This window comes from Mycobacterium sp. SMC-4 (assembly GCF_025263265.1).
GTDB lineage: Bacteria > Actinomycetota > Actinomycetes > Mycobacteriales > Mycobacteriaceae > Mycobacterium.
Genome location: NZ_CP079869.1, coordinates 3,746,826 through 3,769,086 on the forward strand (window position 1 = coordinate 3,746,826; position 22,261 = coordinate 3,769,086).

The following is a 22,261-nucleotide window of genomic DNA, read 5'->3' on the forward strand; positions in this document are numbered from 1 at the left end:
AGCAGCTGCAGTGACTCAGAAGATCGTTGTCGATTTCGGGCTTTGCGAGGCCAACGGGGTGTGCATGGGCATCATCCCCGAGGTTTTCGACCTCGACGACGACGATTACCTGCACGTGCTTCAGGAGGACGTGACGCCGGAGAACGAGCAGCAGGTCCAGGAAGCTGTGCGCCAGTGCCCGCGTCAGGCGATCACGATCGAAGACGCGTGACATCAACTGAGCTCGTCTTCGACCCGTTCTCGGAAGAATTCTTCAACGGTGCGTGGGAGATCTACCGGCGGATGCGGGCAGAGGCACCGGTGTACTACAACGCCGAATACGACTTCTACGCGCTGTCGCGGCACGAGGATGTCGCGGCGGCCTACAAGGACTTCGAGACTTATTCCTCGGCTTACGGTCTTGACCTTTCCACGGTCCGGTCCGACGAGCCGGTGCCGGCGAAGATGATCATCATGATGGACCCGCCTGAGCATCGACAGATGCGCAGCCTGGTCAACAAGGTCTTTACTCCGCGAGCCATCGAGGCGTTGCGCCCCATGGTCACCGAAACCATCGACCGTTACCTTTCCCGGGTCGACCCCGACGGGTTCGACGTCGTACAGGACTTCTCCGCTCTGTTCCCGGTTCAGGTGATCACCCAGATGCTGGGCGTGCCGGAGGAGCACCGCCAACAGGTCGGTGAATGGGTGGACATCTCGCTGCGCCGCGAACCCGGTCAGATCGACATGTCCGAAGAAGGCATGCAGGCCGTCGGGGAGCTGATGGGGCTCTACTACAGCCTCATCCAGCAGCGTCGGGCCGAACCCCGCGACGACATGTTCAGTCGGCTGATCGCCGCCGAGATCACCCGGGAGGACGGCGAGAAGGAGTCACTGGACGATTTCGAGATCGCCGGCTTCGCCACCCTTCTCGGTGGCGCCGGAGCCGAGACCGTGACCAAGCTGATCGGCAACGCGGCGGTGACTTTCGCCCGCCACCCGCAGCAGTGGCAGAAGCTGCTTGATGACCGCACCAAGGTTCCCGCCGCAGTCGAGGAGTTGCTGCGTTACGAAGCGCCGAACCAGTACAACGTGCGGCGGTCGATGAAAGACGTGGAACTGCACGGGGTCACGATTCCCGCGGGCAAGCCGGTGTTCCTGCTCGCCGGTTCGGCGAACCGGGATCCCGACGCCTTCACCGATGCCGACACCTTCGACATCGAGCGCGACCGGACCCAAGCGCAGAATCTCGGATTCGGTTACGGCGTGCACAGCTGCCTGGGCGCGGCATTGGCGCGTATGGAGAGCGCGATCGCGCTCGAGCGATTGCTCGATTTCATGCCGCGCTACGAAGTGCAGTGGGACCAATGCCGGCGGGTCGCGGCGCAGAACGTCGCGGGCTGGTCACACGTCCCGGTCCGGGTACTCGGCTAGCCGGACCGTCAGAGGCCGGCGACGATGACTCCGTGGCAGTCGGCCGCAGCCTGGCGCAGCTTCGCGGCGGCCTGGTACTCGTCGGAGTAATACCACTCTTTGGCGGCTTCCACGCTCTCGAACTCGAGCAGTACCGTCTGGGTACCGTGCCACTGCCCCTCCAGGGTTTCGGCCGGCGGGCCGAACGCGAGGATCGTGGCGTTGCCCATCGTCTGGCCGGCCAGTTTGGCGTACTCGCCCATTCCGGCCGGGTCCTTGATGTCCTCGGTGATGATCACATAGCCCTTGGCCACTGGTATCTCTCCTACTCTCAATCGATTTCGCGGATCGCCCGTTCCGGACAGTTGTCGATGGCCTCACGGGCGGCATCCTCTAGTCCCGGCGGCACCGTCTCCGGGTCGGCGACGGCCCAGCCGTCGTCGGTCATCTGGAAGACCTCCGGGCACAGCGTCAGGCACATTCCGTGGCCGGCACAACGATCTTCGTCGACCAGGACCTTCATCGGATGTCGAACTCCAGATGCAGTTCGGTCAGACCGCGCAAGATGTAGGTCGGAATATACTGATACTTCCGGTTTCCCGCGGGACCATGTGCGCTCTCCGAGATGCGGATGTCGGTGGTGCGGTCCAGCAGCCGCTCGAGGCCGACGCGTGTCTCGGCGCGGGCCAGCGGCGCCCCCGGGCAGCTGTGGATGCCGCGACCGAAGGCGAGGTGCTGACGCGCATTCTTCCGTTCCGGATCGAAGGTGTCGGGATCCTCGAAACGCCGCGGATCACGGTTGGCCGCCCCGTTGATGACCATGACGGTGCAACCGGCCGGCAGCTGTTGGTCACCGACGGTGGTGGGCACCCGCGACAGCCGGAAGTCACCCTTGACCGGGCTCTCGATACGCAGGCACTCCTCGATGAAATTCGGTAGCAGACTGCGGTCTTCGCGCAGTCTGGCCTGAACCTCGGGCTGATCGCCGATGACCTTCAGCGCGGTCGAGAGCAGACGCACGGTGGTTTCCTGGCCGGCGGAGAACACGTTGGTGGCCACCCGGACGACGTCGCCCACCTCCGGCATGGTCCCGTCGGGGAACGTCGCCGTCGCCAGACCGGTCAACACGTCGTCGCGGGGTTGCGCGCGGCGCTCCTCGACGTACTCGGCGAACACGTCGTAGAGGTACTCCAGCGGCGTCTTGGTCAAGGTCTTGTCGGCATTGCCCAGACCACTGCCGTGCGTCCCGCGCGCCAGCCGATCGAGCAGGTCAGCGCGGTCTTCGTCCGGCACGCCGAGCAGATCGGCGATCACCCGCAGCGTGAACGGACCCGCAAACCCTTTGATGAACTCCCCTTTGCCCGGCGCCAGGAAGTCATCGAGGATCTCGTCGGCGAGGCCCCACATCGCGTCCTCGTTTTCTTTGAGGCGCTTGGGCGTGATCAGCCGCATCAGCAGAGCACGGTGGTTGGTATGAGTCGGCGGGTCCAGCGTGGGCAACTGGTCGCTGAACGGGATTTCATCACGGTGCTGGGTGATCAGTTCGGTGATGTCGTCGCCCTCGCGCCCCTCCAGGGAGACCGGGAAGCCCGGGAACGGACCGGTGACCGAGATGCACGACGAGAACGAGTCAGCGTCGTTGTAGACGTCGACGGCCTCTTGCCAACCGGTCACCATCGTGACGCCGTAATGGTTTTCCCGAGCAACCGGGCACTTGTCGCGTAATGCCTGGTAGAACGTGTACGGGTCATCCGTCAGGCGACTGTCCCGGAAGAAGTCGACCGTGGTGAGGTCTTCAGCCATGCGCGCTCCGTTTCACCGGTCTCTTTCAATGAGAACGTTATTCTCATCTTTGCGTATCAGGTTTTCATACTGGTCGCGTGCCGTCAACGAGGACCACGGTCAGTCGTGCTCGGGTTGCACGCGCAGCGCATCGACCGCGACAGGCGAGCGACTGGTAACACCCGACGGTGAACAGCAGGTCGAGCAGCTGCCGCCTCCGGCGCGGATGTGGTCGCGATGCGCGGCATTGAGGCCCGCGCGCTCAGCGATCGGGATGTGGTGCTCTTACAGGTAGCACAGTCGCGCAGGTGCACCCAGCGGCGGCGCGTGGCCGGCTCTCTGGAACAGGGAGTGCATGCGGGTGCGCGCATCGTGGCCTGCAACTGGCAGCCGCGATCCGCACCGGCACCTTCGACGTCCACCAGGACTACCCGATGGGTCCGTTCGCGCCGCTCGGCGGCGTCAGGCCGGCGGCTACGGCCGTGAACTGGGCGCCGAAAGCATCGATGGCTACATCGAGACGACATCGGTGGCGATAGCCGCGCATCAAGCCTCGTCTTCGATGCCGAACGTCTCGATCGCCATCGCGAGTGTCGCGTAACCCCCAGCCGTGAACACCAGATCCATCAGCTGCTGCTCGTCGAGGTATTCAGAAAGCCTGAGCCATGTGTCGTCGGTGACAACCGTGCCGGAGTGTAGTTCGTCAACGACGACGAGCACTGTCGAGTCGAGCTCGCCTGGCAGTACACCGGACCTGATGCCGCCCAACTCGTCGTCGGACAGGCCGGCCCGTTTGGCCAGTGGCACGTGGTGATTCCACAAATACTCCGAGCCGCGGCACACCGCCGTGCGCAGAACAACAGTCTCGGTGATCCGCTTCGGCAGGGTCGTCGTCATTAGCAGGTGCATGTTGAAGGTCAGGTACGCCTTCGTCAGCCGGGGATGGCGCGCGAACGTGGCGAGCATGTTGCCGACCTTGCCCGGCTGCGCCCGCTCCGGCGGCATCATCACCGAGAGCGCCCGAATCACGTCGTCATTCCACCGGTCGGCAGGCAGCGGCGTCAGCCTCATTTCAGACAGCTGCCCAGATCGATCGGCATCGAGACCCCGGTGACATACCGGGAGTCGTCGGACGCGAAGAACATCACCGCGTTGGTGATGTCCTCGACTTCGACCCACGGCCGGGGCATGCTGTGGAACATCTGGCAGATCGGCGCGATGTCGTCTGGACCCGGGTGTTCCAGATCGGGACGGAAGAGCCGGAATGTCTCATCGTTCATCACCATGGGTGAGTTGACGTGCGTCGGATGCACGCTGTTGACCCGGATCATGTGTGGTGCAAGTTCGACCGCACACGATCGCATCAGCCCTACGACGCCGTGCTTGGCCGAAACATACTGGCTCATCTGGGGATACGCCTTCATTCCTGCCACCGAGCTCGTCAGCACGATCGATCCGCCGCGCCCCCCTGCGACGATGTGCGGGATGCCGGCCTTCACCGTCTTCCACACTCCAGTGAGATTGATGTCCATCATCGTCTGCCACACGGCCTCGTCCAATGTCTCGACGGTCTGTCCGCCGTTGCCGATGCCGGCGTTGGCCAGGATGATGTCGAGCCGGCCCAGTTCGGCGACACCGCGGTCGACGACCGCCTTCATCGCGTCGAAGTCGCGGACGTCGACCTCCTCGGCGACGATGCGCCTGCCTAAGGCTTCCACGCGGTCCTTGGTCTCCAGCAGATCACCCGGCGTCGCCATCTCGAGCTGCACGTGGTCGACGTTCTTGCAGACGTCGATGGCGATGATGTCGGCGCCTTCCTCGGCGAGCCTGATTGCGTGACTCCGCCCCTGCCCCCGGGCGGCGCCCGTGACGAAAGCGACCTTGCCTTCAACCCGTCCAGTCATCTGTACACCTCCGCAGGCATGCTGTCCCATCCACGAACCGCTGACGACGACGAAAAGACCGCCGCGTCGAGGTCGACCTCCCAATCGGGGAATCGGTTCAAAATTTCCTCCAGTGCGATACGGCCTTCGAGCCGCGCCAGTGCATTGCCCAGGCAGTAGTGGGCGCCTACGCCGAAGGTCAGATGCTGTCGCGGAGATCGAGTGATGTCGAATTCTTCTGCATCGTTGCCGAATCGGCGTTCGTCGCGGTTGGCGGCACCGATCAGTGTGAGGATCGCGCTGCCCTCCGGCACCGTGGTTCCGTAGAAGTCGACATCGCGGGTCACGTAGCGCGCGGCCTGCAGTGCGGGCGGCTCATAGCGCAGGATCTCCTCGATCGCCCCCGGCAACAGTGACCTGTCGGCGGCGAGGTTGCGCCGCTGGTCGGCGTGCTCGGATAGCAGCTTGCCCGACCAGCCGATGAGCCGCGTCGTCGTCTCCGCGCCGGCCACTGCGACGACGTTCATGAACATCAGCAGCTCGTCGCGCCGTAGCCTGCGTGTCGCGCCGGTCTCGTCTTCGAATTCGGCGTTGAGCAGTTCGGTGGTCAGGTCGTCGGCGGGATGGTCGATGCGCCAGTCGATGAAGTCGGCGAACACCTGGCCGTCGGTGAGCCCGCCGTCCGGATTGTCGGTCATCTGTCCACCGCGTTCGGTGCGCACATGCCGGTCGCCGTCTTCCTGCACCCGGCGCTGATAGTCCTCCGGTATCCCGAACAGCATGCCGACCACACGCAAGGGCATCACCGCGCCGAGATCTCTCACGAAGTCGAAGCGGTTGCCGCCGGCCACCGGATCCAGACATTTCTGGGTGAACTCGCGGATCTTCGGCTCCAGCGCGTTGATCTTGCGCGGGGTGAAGGCGCGCGCCAGCAATCCGCGATGGATGTCGTGAATCGGCGGATCTTCGAAGAGGAGCAGTCCGGGCGGAATCTCCATGCCGGACTTGATGATCTCCAGAACGACCCCGCGGGCGGAGCTGAAGCCACGGTGGTCGACCAGCGTGCGGTTCACGTCGTCGAACCGGCTCAGCGCATAAAAGTCATGGGTCTCGTTGTAGTACAACGGCGCTTCGTCACGTAACCGCTTGAACATCGGATACGGATCGGAGTTGAGATCCGCGTGCCACGGGTCGTAATACAGCTCGCCGGTCGTGCTGGCCGTCATCGTTTGACCCCTCTCTCGACTGTGGTCAGAACGTGATGCTGTGCTTCTCGAAATGCCGGGCCAGCGCCTGCATGTACCCGTCGCCGTGGAACGGTCCCCTGGCACCGATCGCGGCCTCCAGGAAGGGGCCGTACTCCTCGTCGTTGACATAGGTGGACCAGTGCACGATCTGGCATTCCTCGTTGGTCTCGACGAAACTGATGGAGTAGAAGCCCATCGTCTCGCCCGTGTTCACGTTGGTGCCCTCCCAGCGGTAGCGCTGGACGAACCCGTTCTCCGCAGGCCACACCTTGAAGTCGACGGGCTTCCAGTCGGGGAACGTCACACCGTAGGCCTTCGCCTCGATCGTCGCGGCGGTGTCCCAGTGGGTTGCGACGTCCTTGAGCACCAGTTCCTGCTCGGCGACGAAGTAGGGCGAGGTGTAGACGGCGTCGTCGGTGAATTCCCATTCGTCGTAGCTCTCGCCTTCCTGCACTTTTTGCAGGACGTACTTGTCGCGGTAACTCTCGGCCATCCGGCGGTGTTTGGCGATCCGATCCACTAAATCCATTGACAGTCAATTCCTTTCACGATCAATTGGGGACCGATTGAGCGAAAAGCGATGACGGCGCCCCTACGCGCCTGCCACTTGAATATACAGTGTTGTATTCCAGATGCAATAATGAATGTTTTTCGGAGGCGGGGTGGGACACCGACCGCCGACCGGTGTTGGGAGAATGGCGAGATGGCGGAACGCTGGACGAGACAGCGACGGGTCGAGCACACCCGTTCGCTGCTGCTGGACGCCGCCGAGGAAGTCGTCGCACGGCAAGGCTTCGGCGCCGCGGCGCTGGAGGTGATCGCCGACGCGGCCGGGTACACGCGCGGCGCCATCTATTCGCATTTCGGCACCAAAGAGGAGCTGTTCCTCGCGGTGATGGAGCGCCAACTGCAGAGATTCCTGGACGGTTTCACCGACATCGTCGAGTCGTTCCAATCACTCGACGAGATGGATGTCGACAAACTCGCCGAGCGGTGGCGGGAGTTGACGATCGGGAATCCGGACCGCGCCGCGCTGGGGTACGAATTCACACTGTTTCTGGTGCGCAACCCCGAGGCGCGGGCCAGGGTCGCCGAGCAACGGCGCCAGACCGCCGATTCCCTGGCCGAGTACATCACCAGCCACGTCGAGAAGATCGGTGGCCGGATGCGCATTCCCGCATCCACCCTCGCCCGAGTTCTCATCGCGACCAACGAGGGCGTCACACTGGGCAGCTACGTCGACGGCCAGGATCTGTCCCGGCCGTTCCTGGAAATGATCCTCGCCAACGTCGAGCCGGCCGGCTAGTCCTGTGAGATGTCGACGCCCTCATAGCCTTTGAGCAGGTCTGGAGACGGAAGTTCCATCTGCAGGTAGACGTCGATGCGACGCACTTTGCCCTCCGCGGTGAACTCGTACACCGACAGCGAGTTGACCACACTGTGAAAGTCACCGACCGAGCTGCGCTCTTCGAGTTCCAGGAAGACGACGCCGTCTTTTTCGGTCACCCGCTTGAAGGTGCAGTCCCAGTCGGCGTTGGGCGCCCAGTTGGTCAGGAACGCGGCATAGCCGTCCCAGTCCATGACTTCCTTGAAGTTTCCGACACGGACGAACTCCTCCACAGCGATCAGCTCTCGCAGGGGGTTCCAGCTCTCGACGGAGAATCCCGGCCCCTTGGCGCTGTCGACGATCCGCTTGGTCGCGATCGCATACTCCAACACCGTTCTGGCGTTTCCGAGATGCTGTTCAGCGATTTCCTGCAAGCTCACGGCTCCACGCCCTGCGCGGCACCGAGGTAGCGGTCGACGACGGAGTGATAGTGGGCGATCACCACCTCTTCTTTCACCAACGACATGTGCTCGAGTTGTTTGTTCCGCAGCCCCAACTGCTGTCGCGGCATCTGCTCGTAATCCTGTTTCAGCGCGGTGAAGTACTTGTATTCGCCTGGCTCCGTCACGTCGATGCGTGGGGCGCGCAGCGCTGCTTTGTACTCCTCGGGCAGCCACATCACGCTGATGATGTGCCAGTAGCACTTATTGGGGTCGCCACTCTCGTGCGGTTGGGCGAGGATGACCGTTGCCTCGCCGGCCCGCACGGTCATGAAGAAGTTCGGGAACAGCACCCACCCGTGGTTGTCGCTCATCTGGGCATCGGTCAGCGCACTGACATCGAAGCCCATGCCGGTCAGCGTCTCCCGGGTCGCCCTCTGCAACAACGTTCTGGGGGTCACACCGTCGGGCAGCTTCAATTCGCCATCGTCATCGCGGTATTCGGCCACCAGCTCCTGGAAACGGGGCAGCACGGCCGTCACCGACGGGAACGTTTCGGGCAGACTCATGATGCCTTCGAGCTGCTCCTCCAACCCGTACGCCTTGCCCGCCACCTCGAACGGTGCGCACGAGACGCTGTGCTTGTCGAAGAACTTATAGCGGGTGGTACTCGGATCGATCATGATCACCTGCAGCAGCTGCGGGTGGATTCCGGAAATGTGGTAGCCCTCCTCAAAGGCGTCCATCACCACCTTCCAGTTGCAGTTCAGCGCTTCCCGTACATCGAGGACTGTGTCCATCTCCTCAAGGTGATACGGGGTGAGGAGGTCGACGACCTCCTGTCCCAGAAACTCCGCCAATGGCGCAGCCTGCGGGTCCGGGTTGACAAAGATGAAGCCGGCGAAGCATTCGACCGAGATCGGGAAGAGACCGAGCCCCTCCTTGTCAAGTGCGGTCAGGACGTTCTCTTTTTCCCGCAGCACACCTTTGAGGCGACCCTCGTGGTCGTAGGACCACAAGTGGTATTGGCAGAGCAAGCCGCGCTTGGCATTGCCCCTGCCGATGCACAGCTTGTTACCGCGGTGCCTGCAGGCGTTGACGAATCCGCGGATCTGACCGTCCTTGCCACGCACCAGGAGGAAGGACTGGTCAAGCAACTGATACTCCATCCAGTCGCCGACCTCCGGCAGTTCGGATGCCCGCCCCGCGACCTGCCATACGCGTAGCCAGATGCTCTCGTGCTCACGCTGGACGTAGTCCGGATCGGTGTACCGGTCCGTGGTGATGTCCATGCGGAACCGGCTGAGGTCGATGTCCTCAAGACCCATGCCGGTGTCGAACCACTCCCCGGGGCGTACTGGCTGTGTCGTGGTCATGACGCGATCACTCCCGTGTGTTTGGTGATGCCGACTACGACTATACATAGTCGTATCTCATATACAACGATGTATTTTGATGCGAGTAGGCACCCGCGAGGATGAACGTGGTTGACAACGCGCGATTTTGCGCCTGCTCGTCGGATGCGGGGGGCGATAATGAGCTGGCGCCAGCGTTCGGCGATCTCATCGGGCTCCGGCCGTCATACACGAATAAGACCGAGCCGAGCATCGCGACCTGTGCACCGTCAGAGGGCAGCCAGTCCTGGATCTGCTTGAGAACCTCGCCGCGATCGCACATCTGAAACTGGACCGGCGCGCCGACCACCTCGCCGAGGAAAGAGATAGTTAGACAAACGTCAACGATGTACTTCCTGGTATACCGTTGTTACAGTCTGACTATGGGAAAAGCCGGGCTGCATGAGCGAGTTGACAGTAGTCAGCGCCGGGCTTCATACCAGCGCGCCCGCTCGCACGAGACCAAGCGCGGTCTCGTGCAGGCAGCCATGGCCCTGTGGCGCACCAACGGCTACGCGAGGACCACAGTGGCCGACATCTGTCGGGCGGCCGGAGTCTCGCGGGCACTGTTCTACTTCTACTTCCCGGCCAAGGAGGACATCCTCTTCGAGGTGGGTTTGCTGTCGACCCGTGCGGCACGCCAGAAGGTGCACTCCCTGCTGCGCGCCGACTACGACGTCGAATCCGTCATCGGCGAGGCGCTGCGCAGCCTCGAACGGTCGATGGCACGTAATCCACCCGAGCTGGTCGTGGAGACGATCCTGCAGGGTTACCGGCACGAGCACCGAATTCTCGCCGGCGAGGCAGCGCAGAACCCCGATGCGGACATGTTCGGTGAGCTCTTCGAACAAGCCTGCCGTGACGGCAAGTTGAGCGCAAAGGTGGATGTCGCTCGATTGTCCCGGCTGGCCGGCACGCTTGTCAGCGAGGGCGTTCGGCACTGGGCCGGCGGCAGTTTCGGACGCCGATCGTTCGCCGATGTCGTCACCGCCGACATCGGCGCGCTGATCGCCGGGTTCGACAGCAGATCTCGATCATGACCGCACCAGCGCCTGTCCACTGCATCCGAGAGGAGACCCACGATGGCGTGGGATTTCGACACCGATCCCGAATACCAGCAGCTGCTCGACTGGGCTGACGAGTTCGTCCGAGAAGAAGTCGAACCACTCGACCTCGCGTTCCCGCACCAGCAGTTCGTCCCGCTGGATGCCCACCGCCGCAAAGTGATCGATCCACTCAAGGAGGCGGTCCGCCAACGCGGCCTGTGGGCCACCCATCTGAGCCCCGAGTTGGGCGGACAGGGCTACGGACAGCTCAAGTTGGCTCTGCTCAACGAGATTCTCGGCCGTTCGCAGTGGGCGCCGATCATTTTCGGGTGCCAGGCCCCCGACACGGGCAACGCCGAGATCATCGCGCACTACGGCACCGAAGATCAGCAGCAGCGTTACCTGCGCCCGCTGCTCGACGGCGAGATGTTCTCGTGTTACTCGATGACTGAGCCGCACGCCGGGGCGGATCCCACGCTGTTCACCACCACTGCCGTGCGTGAGGGCGACGAGTGGGTGATCAACGGGTGGAAGTTCTTCTCCTCCAACGCCAGAACGGCATCATTCCTGATCGTCATGGTGGTGACCAATACAGAGGTCAGTGCTTATCAGGGCATGTCGATGTTCCTGGTGCCCACGGACACACCCGGGGTCAACATCGTGCGCAACGTCGGGCTGTACGGTGAGCGCGACGACGAGGGATCTCATGCGCTGATCCACTACGACAATGTGCGAGTGCCGGCTGACGCGCTGCTCGGCGGCGAGGGTCAGGCGTTCGTGATCGCGCAGACCCGGCTCGGCGGCGGGCGTATCCACCACGCGATGCGCACCATCGGGCTCTCGAAGAGGGCGCTCGACATGATGTGTGAGCGGGCGTTGAGCCGGCAAACCCAGGGCAGCCGACTCTCTGACAAACAGTTTGTCCAGGGTTACATTGCCGACTCCTACGCCCAGCTGCTGCAGTTCCGTCTCATGGTGCTCTACACCGCGTGGGAGATCGACAAGTACAACGACTACAAGAAGGTCCGCAAGGACATCGCCGCGGTCAAGGTGGTGATGCCCACCGTGCTGCACGACATCGCGTGGCGCGCCATGCAGGTGCACGGCGCGTTGGGCGTATCCAACGAGATGCCGTTCCTCGGCATGGTCACCGGGGCGGCCGTGATGGGGTTGGCCGATGGGCCGACCGAGGTGCACAAGGCCACGGTGGCCAAACAAGTGTTGCGCGATTATGAGCCCAATCCCGACACCTGGCCCAGCGAGTGGATACCGGCCAAGCGGGACGAAGCTCGGGCCAAGTTCGCTGCGTACCTGGAAAACGAACTGGGGAATCTGTGACGCGATCACATTCTGCTCATCACGAGCGCCCCCTGGACACCGCCCGGCTGTCGGCCTGGATGGATGACGCGGGGCTGCCCGGCCGGGGTGCACCACTGCACACCCGGTACCTGTCCGGTGGAACGCAGAACGTCATCTACGAACTGCGCCGGGGTGAGCACCGGTGCGTGCTGCGGATGCCGCCACCGGAGGCTCCGCCGGATCGCGACAAGGGCATCCTGCGAGAGTGGCGCATCATCGAAGCCCTCGAGGGCACCGAGGTGCCGCACACCGAGGCCGTCGGAGTGTGCCCGGACGGGTCGGTGCTCGGCCGGCCCTTCTATCTGATGGGCTTCGTCGACGGGTGGTCGCCGATGGACACTCACGCCCGATGGCCCGAACCGTTTGACAGTGATCTGTCCGCGCGACCGGAGCTCAGTTATCAACTCGCCGAGGGCATTGCCTTGCTGTCGAGAGTCGACTGGAAAGCCCGGGGATTGCACGATCTCGGCCGACCCGAGGGATTCCACGAACGCCAGGTCGACCGGTGGACCGCGTTCTTCGAACGCATCAAAGGCCGCGAGATCGACGGTCTCCACACCGCCACCGCGTGGCTGCGCTCGCATCGTCCCTTGGACTTCGTCCCGGGTCTGATGCACGGCGACTATCAGTTCGCCAATGTGATGTACCAGCACGGCGCCCCGGCCCGGCTCGCGGCGATCGTCGACTGGGAGATGGGAACCGTCGGCGACCCGAAACTCGATCTGGGCTGGATGGTGCAGAGCTGGCCCGACGACACGGCTGCGCCGACGGAGTCGGAGATGAGCTACGTGGACATGCGGGGGATGCCATCCCGCGACGAGGTCGTCGCGCACTATGCGACGGTGTCGGGCCGTCAGGTCGACGATCTGGACTATTACCTGGTGCTGGCCAAGTGGAAGTTGGCGATCGTGCTCGAGCAGGGTTTTCAGCGCGCGGGTGACGATCAGAAACTGCTGGCGTACGGCCCGGTCATCGTCGAGTTGATGCGCTCGGCGGCCGATCTCGCCGAGTCCAGCGACTACCACTGATGCGCGCGGCCATCTGCCCTGCCTACGGGCCGCCCGAGGTGGTCGAAGTGGGGCAACTGCCGGCACCGCGCCTCGAAGACGATCAGGTCCGGGTCCGAGTAGGGGCCGCCGCGGTGAACTTTCCCGACGTGCTCCTGATCGCCGACAGATACCAGATCAGTGTGCCGCCTCCGTTTGTTCCGGGCAGCGAGTTCTCCGGCACAGTCATCGAAATCGGGTGTCGGGCAGCCGGATTCGCACTCGGTGACCGTGTCACCGGAATCGGGCTGCACGGCGCCTTCGCCGAAGAAGTTGTCCAACCGGTCACCGGACTGACCCTCGTTCCCGCCGGTATCGACGATCGCAGCGCTGCGGCCTTCGGGGTGGCCTACCGCACGGCCTATCACGCACTACGATCAGTCGTCCGGGTGCGCGCCGGCGACGACATTGTGGTGCTCGGCGCCGGCGGCGGGGTGGGGTTGGCGACAGTCGCACTCGGCTCCCTGCTTGGTGCGGCGGTCACCGCAGTGGCCTCCTCAACCGAAAAGTTGGACATGGCTTGTCGTAACGGCGCACAGCAGGTGATCAACCATCGCGACGGTGACCTTCGCCAAGCTCTCAAGCTCGCGCTACCCGACGGCGCACACGCGGTCATCGACCCGGTTGGTGGCGCACTGGCCGAACCGGCCCTACGGTCTCTGCGGCGCGGCGGCAAGTTCGTCACCGTCGGGTTCGCCTCGGGTGACATCCCGGCCATCCCGCTGAACCTGGTGCTGGTCAAGGGCGTCCAGGTGCTCGGGTTTCACATGGCCGATATTGCCCCCGACGAGTTCTCACGCAACGAGGGCGAACTTCGCGAGCTGCTGGCGAGCGGGCGCGTTCGGCCGCACATCGGTGCGGTGTACCCGCTGGAGCAGACGGCTGCCGCACTCACCCACGTCGCTGAGGGCCGGGCGATCGGCAAAGTCGTCATCGATCTACGTCGGTAGCGACAACCCGACGGCCGCCTCAGCTGGCCGGAACCAGATCGGCCGCCACCGATGCCAGCATCCCGCAACGGAAGGTCTCGGTGCGAGCCACCGAGTCGACCACAGCGCCCTGTGCCGCGGCCAGGGCGCTGGATTTGAAGGCCCGGGCCGCAGCGCTGAGGTGGTGCTGCGCCGAATCGACGCTGGGACCGATCTCTTCGGGTACGTCCTCACCCCACACGGTCACCTCGGTCGCACCCTGGTCCAGCGCCTTGCGCACATGCGCCAACACGCGGGGGTCCCGGTCGAACACGTCGGCAGCGACGGCGACGGTCTGCGGGTGGGGCCGCTCCTCCCACGCGGCGAGCACCGACTCGAGGTCGAGGGTATGGGCACCCAGAATGTGCAGCGGCCGCACATCTTCGTCGCTGCCGAGCAATACGGTGACGTCCCATCCAGCCATCACCCGGTCATAGATCCAGCCACCGGCGTACCGCACCGCGTCCAGAACTGTCGGGGCGACAACATCCAGCCGGTACCTCATGTCTGGGTCTGCGGCGCCAGTTCGCGCCCCAGCGACTCCGCGTACTCCTTGAACACCTCGGCCAACTGAATCGAGGGATCGAGTAACCATAGGGTCTCCATTCCATAGGTGAAGGCCAGTATCTCCACTGCCTTGCTGGCACCGTCGACATCGGAGCGGTACTTGCCACTGTGTTGTCCGCGCTCGATGATCGAGGTGATGATTTCGACCGCTGCCCGGTAGCGGTTGCGCAGTCGGTTGTGCAGCGGCGCGTCGGGGGCGATGTTCTCGACCAGCAGCACGGTGAACGTGCCGACCAACTCGGGAGCTCGCTCGAACCGCTCGGGGACCCGGCTCAGTTCGGTCACGAGGTCGCCGGACCGGTAATCGGCGTGCAACGCGTCGTCCGCGTCACGCGCGTCGAGAACCGCGTTGAGCAATTGTTCTTTGGACTCGAAGTGATGAAGCAGTCCGGCCGGTGTCACTCCGGCTTCTTTGGCTATCTGCGCAAGCGAGGTGTTTCGCCAGCCATTGCGGGCCAACAATCGCTCGGCCACGCCCAGGATGCGCTGTCGGCGGTCCTCTCCCTTGGCGAGGAGAGATTCGTACCGCCGGGCGACCGCCGGCTCCGGAACTGACACGTCGCTCCCTTTTCGACAGCTGAGACAACCAACCTTCTGAACACACAGTAGGTAGGTTGCTCCGGTGTGACAAGGGTCTCAGTGAGGTTTGTTTTTGACAGGCGTCTCACCTGGGCGTTCGCGGACAACCGGAACCGATCGGTTGGTGTTGCCGCTACAGCCCGAGAGACTTGGCGATGATCACTTTCATCACTTCGCTGGTGCCGGCATAGATCCGCGCCACCCGCGCATCGGTGTACAACCGGGCGATCGGATACTCCATCATGTAGCCGTAGCCGCCGAAGAGCTGCAGACAACGGTCGACAACGCGTTGCTGCATCTCGGTGCAGAACAGCTTGACCCTGGCCGCGTCTGCGCCGGAGAGTTCTTCGTCGACGTGTAGCGCGACCGCTCGGTCGAGCATCGCCTGAGCCGCCTCGACTTCGGTCGAGCAGGCGGCGAGTTCGAACTTGGTGTTCTGGAACGAGGCCACCGGCGTACCGAAAGCTTTTCGGCTTTGTGTGTAATCGATCGCGGCAGCGATGGCCGAGCGGGCCTGCGCGACCGAGCCGACCGCCACGGTCAGCCGTTCCTGCGGCAGATTGTGACCCAGATAGGCGAATGCGTCATCGACCTCACCGAGCACATTGGCGGCCGGCACCCGCACGTCGACGAACGACAACTCGGCGGTGTCCTGGACCTTGCAGCCCATCTTCTCCAGCTCCCGGCCCCGGGTGAATCCCGCCATTCCGTCTTCGACCACCAGCAGGGTCAAGCCCTTGCGGCGGTTGCCTGAATCGGTCGACGTGCGGGCGACGACGATGATGAGATCGGCCTGCATCCCCCCGGTGATGAACGTCTTCGCGCCGTTGACGATGTAATCGTCGCCGTCGCGGACCGCGGTGGTCCGCATGCCGGCCAGATCTGATCCGGTGCCTGGCTCGGTCATCGCCACGGCCGTGAGCAGCGTGCCTGCCGCAAGGCCGGGAAACCAGCGCTCGCGCTGTTCCTCGTTGGCGTAGTGCAGGAAGTAGGGCAGGATCACCTCGAGCTGGGTGCGCACCGTCGACAGCGTCACCAAGGCGCGTGCCGCCTCCTCCTGCAACACCACGTTGTAGCGGTAATCGGGCTGTCCCGCCCCGCCGTACTCCTCCGGGATGGCCATGCCGAGCATCCCGAGCTCGCCCATCCGCGCGAACACCTCGCGTGGCATCCGCCCGCCCTTCTCCCATTGCGGGTAGTGCGGCACGACCTCCTTGTCGACGAAGTCGCGGGCCAGCTCGCGGAACGCCTCGTGGTCCTCGGTGAACAGATCTCTACGCACGACTACCGCCCTTTCAGCCGACGAGCTCGACCACCGTGGCATTGGCGGTACCGCCGCCTTCGCACATGGTCTGCAGGCCGTATCGAATTCCGTTGTCGCGCATGTGATGAATCATCCGCGTCATCAGCACCGCCCCCGAAGCTCCGAGCGGGTGGCCCAGCGCGATCGCCCCGCCGAGCGGATTGAGTTTGGCTTCGTCGGCGCCGGTGTCGGCCAACCAGGCCAGCGGTACCGGCGCGAAGGCCTCGTTCACCTCGAACACGCCGACGTCGTCGAGTGTCACGCCGGCCTTGTGCAGGACCTTTTCGGTTGCCGGGATCGGGCCGGTGAGCATCAATCTGGGATCGGCACCGGTGACAGCACCGGCGCGATAGCGCACCAGCGGGGTCAGACCGAGGTTGACGGCGTTCTCGGCGGTGGTCACCAGAAGCGCCGCGGCGCCGTCAGAGATCTGCGACGAGTTGCCGGCGTGGATCACACCGTCGTCGGTGAATGCCGGCTTGAGCCCGGCCAGCTTCTCCGTTGTGGTGCCGCGCCGGATCCCCTCGTCATCGGTGACGACGCCCCCGGCGGTGAAGACCGGCGCGATCTGGTCCTGGAACGCCCCCGAATCCTGTGCGGCCGCGGCGCGTTCGTGGGACCGTGCCGAGTACTCGTCGAGCCGGGTTCGGGAGAAGCCCCACTGCTGCGAGATCATCTCCGCCGAGATGCCCTGGTTGAACGAGAAGTCGTCATAGCGGGCAAGCACTTTGGGTCCGTACGGCATACCGGTGGACCGGGCGGCACCCAGCGGGACGCGACTCATCACCTCAACACCGCCGGCCACGACCATATCCTGTTGTCCGGACATGACCGCCTGCACGGCGAAATCGAGGGCCTGTTGGCTGGACCCGCAGGCCCGGTTCACCGTGGTGCCGGGGATGTGTTCGGGCCAGCCCGCGGCCAGCACCGAGTAGCGTCCGATATTGCTCGACTGGTCCCCCACCTGGGACACACATCCCCAGACCACGTCGTCGATCACGTCGGGTTCCACCCCGGCACGCTCCACAAGTTCGTTGAGCACCAGAGCCGACAGATCTGCTGCGTGTTGGTCGGACAATCCGCCGTTGCGCTTGCCCACCGGTGTACGCACCGCCCCGACGATGACGGTCTCCCGCATGATTCTCACTCCTGATCGGTCTTGTAGGGGGCCCACGCCCCGGTGAATTCGGGATCGCGCTTGGCGGCGAACGCGGCGTAGGCCTCACCAGAGTCCGCGGTCGCGAAGTTTCCCGGCTGGGCACGGGCCTCGCCGGCCAGTGCCTCACGCAGCGTCGAGTTGGCGCCGTCGTTGAGCAACGCCTTACTCTGTGCCAGCGCGAATGGCGGGCCGGCAGCCAACCGCGCGGCGATCTCGTCGACGTACGCGTCGATCTCGTCGGCGGGCTTCACCCAGGTCACCAGTCCCAGCCGGTGGGCCTCCTCGGCGTCGATCATGTCGGCGAGCAGGACCAGCCGTTTGGCCTGCTGCAGTCCGACGATCTTGGGCAGCAGCCAGGAGCCGCCCAGGTCCACCGACAGACCGCGCTTCGAGAAGATCTGGCAGAAACGCGAGTCCGGTGTGGCGACCACCAGGTCGCACCCCAGCGCCAGATTCCATCCAGCACCCACCGCGATACCGGTGACCTTCGCGATGGTCGGTACCGCGAGCTCGTGCAGCGCCAGCGCGACGTCTGTCAGCCGGTCGAGTTTGTAGCGCGGGTGAATCTGTTCGCCGGTCCCGATGTCGGCTCCGGAGCAGAACGCGCCACCGGCTCCGGTGAGCACCAGTGCCCGGATGTCGGGCTCGCGCCTGATTGCCCGCAGCGCGTCGGCGAGTTCGACCCACAGCCGGGCATCGAGCGCGTTGCGCCGTTCGGGACGGTTCAGCGTCAGCGTACGGACACCGTCGTGGTCCGCGCTCAACAGCACCTGGTCAGTCACGGTAGGCCGGTCCGATCACGCCGTCGGCTCGCAGTTGTGCCAATTCGGCTGCGGTGACACCCAATTCGTTGAGCACCGAGTCCGTATGCTCCCCCAGCCCGGGAATCGCACCCATCGGCTGCTCGAAGCCGCTGATCACCGGGGGCGGACGCAGAGCGCGGATGTCGCCTTTCGGGGTGGACACAGTGCGCCAGCGGTCGCGTGCACTCAGCTGGGGGTGCACGACGACCTCGGAGGGTTTGTTGTACCGGGAATTGCCGATACCCGCCTCGTCGGCCGTACGCTGGATGTCGGCCAGGTCGTGCTGGGCACACCATCTGCCGATGGCGTCCTCCAGGATCGCTCGGTGCGCGCAGCGGTCGGAGTTGGTCGCGAACCGGGGGTCCTCGGCGAGGTCGGGCCGGTCGATGATCTCGCGCGCGACTCGCTGCCATTCCCGGTCGTTGGTCGTACCGAGCACCACCGTCTGCCCGTCGCGGGTCGGGAACGCTCCGTACGGGGCCACCGCCGGGGAACCGACGCCAAGCGGTTCCTGGTCTATACCCGAATGCTGGGTGTAGGTCAGGGCGTATCCCATGACGTCGGTCATCACGTCGAACAGACTCAGTTCCACAGACGGCGCGGCTGCAGTCCCGGGTCGGTGGGCCCGACCGTACAGCAGGGCCAGGATCGAGATGGCCGCGTACAGTCCGGTGCTGAAGTCGGCCATCGCCGGCCCGGGCTTGGCCGGCATCCCGGGGTAGCCGGTGATCGCGCAGGATCCCGATTCCGCCTGCACCAGAAGGTCATATGCGCGCTTGTGGGAAATCGGCCCGCCGGGACCGTAGCCGTCGATCTCGACCGGGATCACGTCGGGATGCCGCACCGCGAGGTCACCCGGCGTCAGCCCGAGCCGGGCGGTCGCGCCCGGGGCCAGGTTGGACACGAAGGCGTCGGCGCGGTCGAGCAGGCGGTGCAGCAGGTCCATCCCCGCCGGGGACTTGGTGTTCAGCGTCACCGATTCCTTGCCCCGGTTGCACCACACGAAGTGTGCGGCCAGTCCACCGGGTCCGTTGACCACATCGTCGTAGTCGCGGGCGAAGTCGCCACGATTGGGGTTCTCCACCTTGATGATTCGGGCGCCGAAGTCGGCGAGCACACGGGTGCACATGGGCGCAGCCACCGCCTGCTCCATCGCGACGACGGTGACGCCGGCCAAAGGTGCGCCGTCGGCCTGAGGAATGCTCACGTGTTCAGACAACCATGCCGCCGCCCGGCGGCGGCTGCCAGGTCGGTGCGCCCACCTAGTAGCTCCTGGGCAGCCCGAGCACGTGCTCGCCGAGGAAGTTCAGAATCATCTCCTGGCTGACCGGGGCGATCTTCATCAGCCGCGACTCCCGGAAGTAGCGAGACACGTGGTACTCCTCGGAGTAGCCCATTCCGCCGTGCAACTGCAGTGCGCGATCGGCGGCGCCGAACCCGGCGTCGGCGCACAAATACTTGGCGGTGTTCGCCTCCCGCCCGCAGGGTTTGCCGTTGTCGTAGAGCCAGGTGGCCTTGCGCAGCACCAGTTCTGCGGCATCGAGCCGTGCAAGGGAGTCCGCGAGCGGGAACTGCAGGCCCTGGTTCATCCCGATGGGCCGGTTGAACACATGGCGTTCGTTTCCGTATTTGACGGCCTTCTCCAGCGCGACCCTGCCGATACCCAGCGCCTCGGCGGCGATCAGCATGCGTTCCGGGTTCAAGCCGTCGAGAATGTATTTGAAACCCTGTCCCTCCTCACCCACGCGATCCTCGACCGGCACCATCAGGTCGTCGATGAACAACTCGTTGGAGCTGACCGCATTGCGGCCCATCTTGTTGATCGGACGAATGTCGACGCGGTCGCGGTCCAGGTCGGTGAGGAACAGCGTCATGCCGTCGGTCTTCTTGGTGACCTGGTCATAGGGGGTGGTTCTGGTCAACAACAGGATCTTCTCCGACTCCAGCGCCTTGGAGATCCAGACCTTGCGGCCATTGACCCGGTAGTGCTCACCCTCGCGCTTGGCCGAGGTGGTGATGCGCGACGTGTCCAGACCCGCCCCGGGTTCGGTGACACCGAAACACACGTGCAGCTCACCGTTGACGATCCGGGGCAACGTGCGGGCCTTGAGTTCGTCGGAGCCATGCTTGACGACAGGCTGCATGCCGAAGATCGACAGGTGGATAGCGCTGGCGCCGTTCATCGCCGCTCCTGATCGGGACACCTCTTCGAGCAGCAAGGTGGCCTCGGTGATGCCCAGACCGTGCCCGCCGTACTCCTCGGGGATGGTCATCCCGAGCCAACCTCCCTGGGCGATGGCGTCGTAGAACTCCTGCGGGAATTCGTGAGCCTGGTCCTTCTGCATCCAGTAGTGGTCGTCGAATCTGCTCGCCAACTCGGCGACCGATTTACGAATCAGCTCCTGATCCTCGGTCAGCTCGAAACTCATACCGCCGGGCATCGTCGTCTCCTCGGGATAAGCGCCGAAATCGCATTCCACACCGGCTACTGACGCCGTGGCGAGTGGAATGCGATCTCGGCTAGGGGTTGTTCAGCGGCCGCTCAGTCGGTGTTCTGGGTGACTTTTGCCATTCGGGCCTGCCAGTCTGAGGCTCCGCCGCCGCCGTGGTCGTGCTTGGAGAGGGCTTGGATGGTGACGTCGTGTCCTTCGGCGGCTTTGCGGAGGGCGCCGACGGTGGCCTTGTCTTTGGGGATGTGGGTGAACGGGTCCCAGTGATACCAGCGCATGGCGTTCTGGTAGGTCATCTTGTCGATCTCGTCATCGGGGACGTTGTTGGCGGTGAGGACTTCGTCGAGTTGTTCGGGGGCCCCGGGCCACATCGAGTCGCTGTGGGGGTAATCAGCCTCCCAGCAGATGTTGTCGACCCCGATCTGATGCCGAGTAGTGACCCCGACCGGATCAGCGATGAAACAGGTCAGGAAATGCTCCCGGAACACCTCGCTGGGCAGTTTGCCGCCGAAGTCCTGACCGGTCCAGGTCGAATGCATCTCATAGGTGCGGTCCACCCGCTCCAGGAAATACGGAATCCAACCCGTCCCACCCTCACTCAACGCGATCTTCAGATCCGGATACTCCTTGATCGGCCGCGACCACAACAAGTCCGCGGCCGCCTGCACGATATTCATCGGCTGCAACGTGATCATCACATCCATCGGCGCATCCGGGGCGGTGATCGCCAACCGCCCCGAGGACCCGATATGCACATTGAGCACCGTGTCGGTATCGACCAGCGCATCCCACATCGGCTTCCAATGCTCAAAATCGTGGAAACTGGGATAGCCCATCGCCGCCGGATTCTCGGTGAACGTCAACGAATGCACCCCACGATCGGCGTTACGCCGAATCTCGGCCGCACAGGCTTGGGGATCCCAGATCACCGGCAACGTCATCGGAATGAACCGCCCCGGATAGGCCCCGCACCACTCCTCGACATGCCAATCGTTGTAGGCCTGCACCAACGCCAACGAAAACTCCGCGTCCTCGGTGGCGAACAACCGCCCCGCGAAACCCGGAAACGACGGGAAACACATCGACCCCAAAATCCCGCCGGCATTCATATCCTTGACCCGCTCATCAACCTGCCAACACCCCGGCCGGATCTCATCGAGCCCCTGCGGCTCCAGCCCGTACTCCTCCTTCGGACGACCCGCCACCGCATTCAACGCCACATTCGGAATCACCACATCCCGAAACTGCCACGTATCCGACCCATCCGGGTTATGCACCAACCGCGGCGCCTCATCCAAATACTTCTTCGACAAATGGTTCTTGAACATATCCGGCGGCTCAACAATGTGATCATCCACACTGATCAAAATCATGTCGTCCTTATGCACGATGGCTCTCCTTCCGCCGCCGGGCTACCGCCCGCGGGTCTGGTCACATCCGACTGTTCTCCTACCAAGCAAACTAGCTTCTCCAACAGTGAGAATCAACGTATGCCCGCGTTATCCGCCCTGGCAGA

At 64.1% G+C, this 22,261-nt stretch carries 24 protein-coding genes; 7 read left to right on the forward strand and 17 right to left on the reverse strand.

Going from position 1 to position 22,261, the window contains the following annotated elements; all coding sequences use genetic code 11:
- Nucleotides 1–10 precede the first annotated feature (10 nt).
- Nucleotides 11–211: a ferredoxin gene (locus KXD98_RS17665; protein WP_260759655.1), complete on the forward strand. Its 201-nt coding sequence runs from the start codon at nucleotides 11–13 to the stop codon at nucleotides 209–211.
- Nucleotides 208–1,413 carry a cytochrome P450 gene (locus KXD98_RS17670; protein ID WP_260759656.1) on the forward strand — a complete coding sequence of 402 codons (1,206 nt, stop codon included), beginning with the start codon at nucleotides 208–210 and terminating at the stop codon, nucleotides 1,411–1,413. The genes KXD98_RS17665 and KXD98_RS17670 overlap by 4 nt, the downstream gene beginning before the upstream one ends.
- An 8-nt stretch (nucleotides 1,414–1,421) precedes the next feature.
- Here KXD98_RS17670 and KXD98_RS17675 read toward each other — a convergent pair whose 3' ends face one another.
- The 7 genes from KXD98_RS17675 to KXD98_RS17710 all read right to left on the reverse strand — a co-directional run bounded on the left by KXD98_RS17675 (nucleotide 1,422) and on the right by KXD98_RS17710 (nucleotide 6,833).
- Nucleotides 1,422–1,706 (reverse strand): DUF1330 domain-containing protein, encoded by a 285-nt coding sequence (locus KXD98_RS17675; RefSeq protein ID WP_260759657.1) that lies wholly within the window; start codon nucleotides 1,704–1,706, stop codon nucleotides 1,422–1,424.
- A 17-nt stretch (nucleotides 1,707–1,723) separates the two neighbouring features.
- Nucleotides 1,724–1,915 carry a ferredoxin gene (locus KXD98_RS17680; protein WP_260759658.1) on the reverse strand — a complete coding sequence of 64 codons (192 nt, stop codon included), beginning with the start codon at nucleotides 1,913–1,915 and terminating at the stop codon, nucleotides 1,724–1,726.
- Nucleotides 1,912–3,195, reverse strand: a complete 1,284-nt coding sequence (locus tag KXD98_RS17685; protein ID WP_260759659.1) for a cytochrome P450 — start codon at nucleotides 3,193–3,195, stop codon at nucleotides 1,912–1,914. The genes KXD98_RS17680 and KXD98_RS17685 overlap by 4 nt, the downstream gene beginning before the upstream one ends.
- A gap of 525 nt (nucleotides 3,196–3,720) precedes the next feature.
- Entirely contained in the window at nucleotides 3,721–4,245 is a 525-nt protein-coding gene (locus KXD98_RS17695; RefSeq protein WP_260759660.1) for a carboxymuconolactone decarboxylase family protein, read from the reverse strand.
- Nucleotides 4,242–5,078 carry a mycofactocin-coupled SDR family oxidoreductase gene (locus KXD98_RS17700; RefSeq protein ID WP_260759661.1) on the reverse strand — a complete coding sequence of 279 codons (837 nt, stop codon included), beginning with the start codon at nucleotides 5,076–5,078 and terminating at the stop codon, nucleotides 4,242–4,244. The genes KXD98_RS17695 and KXD98_RS17700 overlap by 4 nt, the downstream gene beginning before the upstream one ends.
- Nucleotides 5,075–6,283 carry a cytochrome P450 gene (locus tag KXD98_RS17705; RefSeq protein WP_260759662.1) on the reverse strand — a complete coding sequence of 403 codons (1,209 nt, stop codon included), beginning with the start codon at nucleotides 6,281–6,283 and terminating at the stop codon, nucleotides 5,075–5,077. The genes KXD98_RS17700 and KXD98_RS17705 overlap by 4 nt, the downstream gene beginning before the upstream one ends.
- Before the next feature lie 25 nt (nucleotides 6,284–6,308).
- Complete coding sequence (locus tag KXD98_RS17710) at nucleotides 6,309–6,833, reverse strand: hypothetical protein (protein WP_260759663.1); 525 nt, start codon at nucleotides 6,831–6,833, stop codon at nucleotides 6,309–6,311.
- Between the two features lie 174 nt (nucleotides 6,834–7,007).
- Between KXD98_RS17710 and KXD98_RS17715 the strand changes: the two genes are divergently transcribed.
- Entirely contained in the window at nucleotides 7,008–7,610 is a 603-nt protein-coding gene (locus KXD98_RS17715) for a TetR/AcrR family transcriptional regulator (RefSeq protein ID WP_260759664.1), read from the forward strand.
- Here the strand turns inward: KXD98_RS17715 and KXD98_RS17720 are convergent.
- Together KXD98_RS17720 and KXD98_RS17725 are read right to left on the reverse strand one after the other, a co-directional pair.
- The gene (locus KXD98_RS17720; protein WP_260759665.1) at nucleotides 7,607–8,071 is read right to left on the reverse strand and encodes a hypothetical protein; all 465 of its coding nucleotides are present in this window, start codon (nucleotides 8,069–8,071) and stop codon (nucleotides 7,607–7,609) included. The two genes, KXD98_RS17715 and KXD98_RS17720, sit on opposite strands and share 4 nt — an antisense overlap.
- The gene (locus KXD98_RS17725; RefSeq protein ID WP_260759666.1) at nucleotides 8,068–9,447 is read right to left on the reverse strand and encodes an aromatic ring-hydroxylating dioxygenase subunit alpha; all 1,380 of its coding nucleotides are present in this window, start codon (nucleotides 9,445–9,447) and stop codon (nucleotides 8,068–8,070) included. Before KXD98_RS17725 ends, KXD98_RS17720 begins: the two co-directional genes overlap by 4 nt.
- 401 nt (nucleotides 9,448–9,848) lie before the next feature.
- On the opposite strand from KXD98_RS17725, the gene KXD98_RS17730 reads away from it, so the two are divergent.
- From KXD98_RS17730 to KXD98_RS17745, 4 genes are read left to right on the forward strand one after another with little or no spacing between them, the layout of a single operon-like run.
- The gene (locus KXD98_RS17730) at nucleotides 9,849–10,505 is read left to right on the forward strand and encodes a TetR/AcrR family transcriptional regulator (protein ID WP_260759667.1); all 657 of its coding nucleotides are present in this window, start codon (nucleotides 9,849–9,851) and stop codon (nucleotides 10,503–10,505) included.
- 42 nt (nucleotides 10,506–10,547) lie between these two features.
- Nucleotides 10,548–11,849 (forward strand): acyl-CoA dehydrogenase family protein, encoded by a 1,302-nt coding sequence (locus tag KXD98_RS17735; protein WP_260759668.1) that lies wholly within the window; start codon nucleotides 10,548–10,550, stop codon nucleotides 11,847–11,849.
- 59 nt (nucleotides 11,850–11,908) lie between these two features.
- Nucleotides 11,909–12,898 (forward strand): phosphotransferase family protein, encoded by a 990-nt coding sequence (locus tag KXD98_RS17740; protein WP_260765273.1) that lies wholly within the window; start codon nucleotides 11,909–11,911, stop codon nucleotides 12,896–12,898.
- The gene (locus KXD98_RS17745) at nucleotides 12,898–13,866 is read left to right on the forward strand and encodes an NADPH:quinone oxidoreductase family protein (RefSeq protein ID WP_260759669.1); all 969 of its coding nucleotides are present in this window, start codon (nucleotides 12,898–12,900) and stop codon (nucleotides 13,864–13,866) included. Before KXD98_RS17740 ends, KXD98_RS17745 begins: the two co-directional genes overlap by 1 nt.
- Before the next feature lie 19 nt (nucleotides 13,867–13,885).
- Here KXD98_RS17745 and KXD98_RS17750 read toward each other — a convergent pair whose 3' ends face one another.
- The 8 genes from KXD98_RS17750 to KXD98_RS17785 form a co-directional block, all read right to left on the reverse strand.
- Nucleotides 13,886–14,389: a hypothetical protein gene (locus KXD98_RS17750; RefSeq protein WP_260759670.1), complete on the reverse strand. Its 504-nt coding sequence runs from the start codon at nucleotides 14,387–14,389 to the stop codon at nucleotides 13,886–13,888.
- Nucleotides 14,386–15,009 carry a TetR/AcrR family transcriptional regulator gene (locus KXD98_RS17755; RefSeq protein ID WP_260759671.1) on the reverse strand — a complete coding sequence of 208 codons (624 nt, stop codon included), beginning with the start codon at nucleotides 15,007–15,009 and terminating at the stop codon, nucleotides 14,386–14,388. Before KXD98_RS17755 ends, KXD98_RS17750 begins: the two co-directional genes overlap by 4 nt.
- 154 nt (nucleotides 15,010–15,163) lie before the next feature.
- Nucleotides 15,164–16,312, reverse strand: a complete 1,149-nt coding sequence (locus KXD98_RS17760) for an acyl-CoA dehydrogenase family protein (protein WP_260759672.1) — start codon at nucleotides 16,310–16,312, stop codon at nucleotides 15,164–15,166.
- A gap of 13 nt (nucleotides 16,313–16,325) precedes the next feature.
- Complete coding sequence (locus tag KXD98_RS17765) at nucleotides 16,326–17,471, reverse strand: thiolase family protein (protein WP_260759673.1); 1,146 nt, start codon at nucleotides 17,469–17,471, stop codon at nucleotides 16,326–16,328.
- 5 nt (nucleotides 17,472–17,476) lie between these two features.
- Nucleotides 17,477–18,262: an enoyl-CoA hydratase/isomerase family protein gene (locus KXD98_RS17770; RefSeq protein ID WP_260765274.1), complete on the reverse strand. Its 786-nt coding sequence runs from the start codon at nucleotides 18,260–18,262 to the stop codon at nucleotides 17,477–17,479.
- 4 nt (nucleotides 18,263–18,266) lie between these two features.
- On the reverse strand, nucleotides 18,267–19,448 hold the full coding sequence (locus KXD98_RS17775) for a CaiB/BaiF CoA transferase family protein (protein WP_396883230.1): 1,182 nt from the start codon (nucleotides 19,446–19,448) through the stop codon (nucleotides 18,267–18,269).
- 109 nt (nucleotides 19,449–19,557) lie between these two features.
- Nucleotides 19,558–20,736: an acyl-CoA dehydrogenase family protein gene (locus KXD98_RS17780; RefSeq protein WP_260759675.1), complete on the reverse strand. Its 1,179-nt coding sequence runs from the start codon at nucleotides 20,734–20,736 to the stop codon at nucleotides 19,558–19,560.
- Nucleotides 20,737–20,837: 101 nt separating this feature from the next.
- Nucleotides 20,838–22,133, reverse strand: a complete 1,296-nt coding sequence (locus tag KXD98_RS17785; protein WP_260759676.1) for an amidohydrolase family protein — start codon at nucleotides 22,131–22,133, stop codon at nucleotides 20,838–20,840.
- Nucleotides 22,134–22,261 lie beyond the last annotated feature (128 nt).

Bases quoted from the DNA above. Each gene is read 5' to 3' on its own strand.
- KXD98_RS17680 (WP_260759658.1), bottom strand. From the start codon at position 1,915: ATGAAGGTCCTGGTCGACGAAGATCGTTGTGCCGGCCACGGAATGTGC.
- KXD98_RS17685 (WP_260759659.1), bottom strand. From the start codon at position 3,195: ATGGCTGAAGACCTCACCACGGTCGACTTCTTCCGGGACAGTCGCCTG.
- KXD98_RS17695 (WP_260759660.1), bottom strand. From the start codon at position 4,245: ATGAGGCTGACGCCGCTGCCTGCCGACCGGTGGAATGACGACGTGATT.
- KXD98_RS17700 (WP_260759661.1), bottom strand. From the start codon at position 5,078: ATGACTGGACGGGTTGAAGGCAAGGTCGCTTTCGTCACGGGCGCCGCC.
- KXD98_RS17705 (WP_260759662.1), bottom strand. From the start codon at position 6,283: ATGACGGCCAGCACGACCGGCGAGCTGTATTACGACCCGTGGCACGCG.
- KXD98_RS17710 (WP_260759663.1), bottom strand. From the start codon at position 6,833: ATGGATTTAGTGGATCGGATCGCCAAACACCGCCGGATGGCCGAGAGT.
- KXD98_RS17715 (WP_260759664.1), top strand. From the start codon at position 7,008: ATGGCGGAACGCTGGACGAGACAGCGACGGGTCGAGCACACCCGTTCG.
- KXD98_RS17725 (WP_260759666.1), bottom strand. From the start codon at position 9,447: ATGACCACGACACAGCCAGTACGCCCCGGGGAGTGGTTCGACACCGGC.
- KXD98_RS17730 (WP_260759667.1), top strand. From the start codon at position 9,849: ATGGGAAAAGCCGGGCTGCATGAGCGAGTTGACAGTAGTCAGCGCCGG.
- KXD98_RS17735 (WP_260759668.1), top strand. From the start codon at position 10,548: ATGGCGTGGGATTTCGACACCGATCCCGAATACCAGCAGCTGCTCGAC.
- KXD98_RS17740 (WP_260765273.1), top strand. From the start codon at position 11,909: ATGGATGACGCGGGGCTGCCCGGCCGGGGTGCACCACTGCACACCCGG.
- KXD98_RS17745 (WP_260759669.1), top strand. From the start codon at position 12,898: ATGCGCGCGGCCATCTGCCCTGCCTACGGGCCGCCCGAGGTGGTCGAA.
- KXD98_RS17750 (WP_260759670.1), bottom strand. From the start codon at position 14,389: ATGAGGTACCGGCTGGATGTTGTCGCCCCGACAGTTCTGGACGCGGTG.
- KXD98_RS17765 (WP_260759673.1), bottom strand. From the start codon at position 17,471: ATGCGGGAGACCGTCATCGTCGGGGCGGTGCGTACACCGGTGGGCAAG.
- KXD98_RS17775 (WP_396883230.1), bottom strand. From the start codon at position 19,448: ATGGAGCAGGCGGTGGCTGCGCCCATGTGCACCCGTGTGCTCGCCGAC.
- KXD98_RS17780 (WP_260759675.1), bottom strand. From the start codon at position 20,736: ATGCCCGGCGGTATGAGTTTCGAGCTGACCGAGGATCAGGAGCTGATT.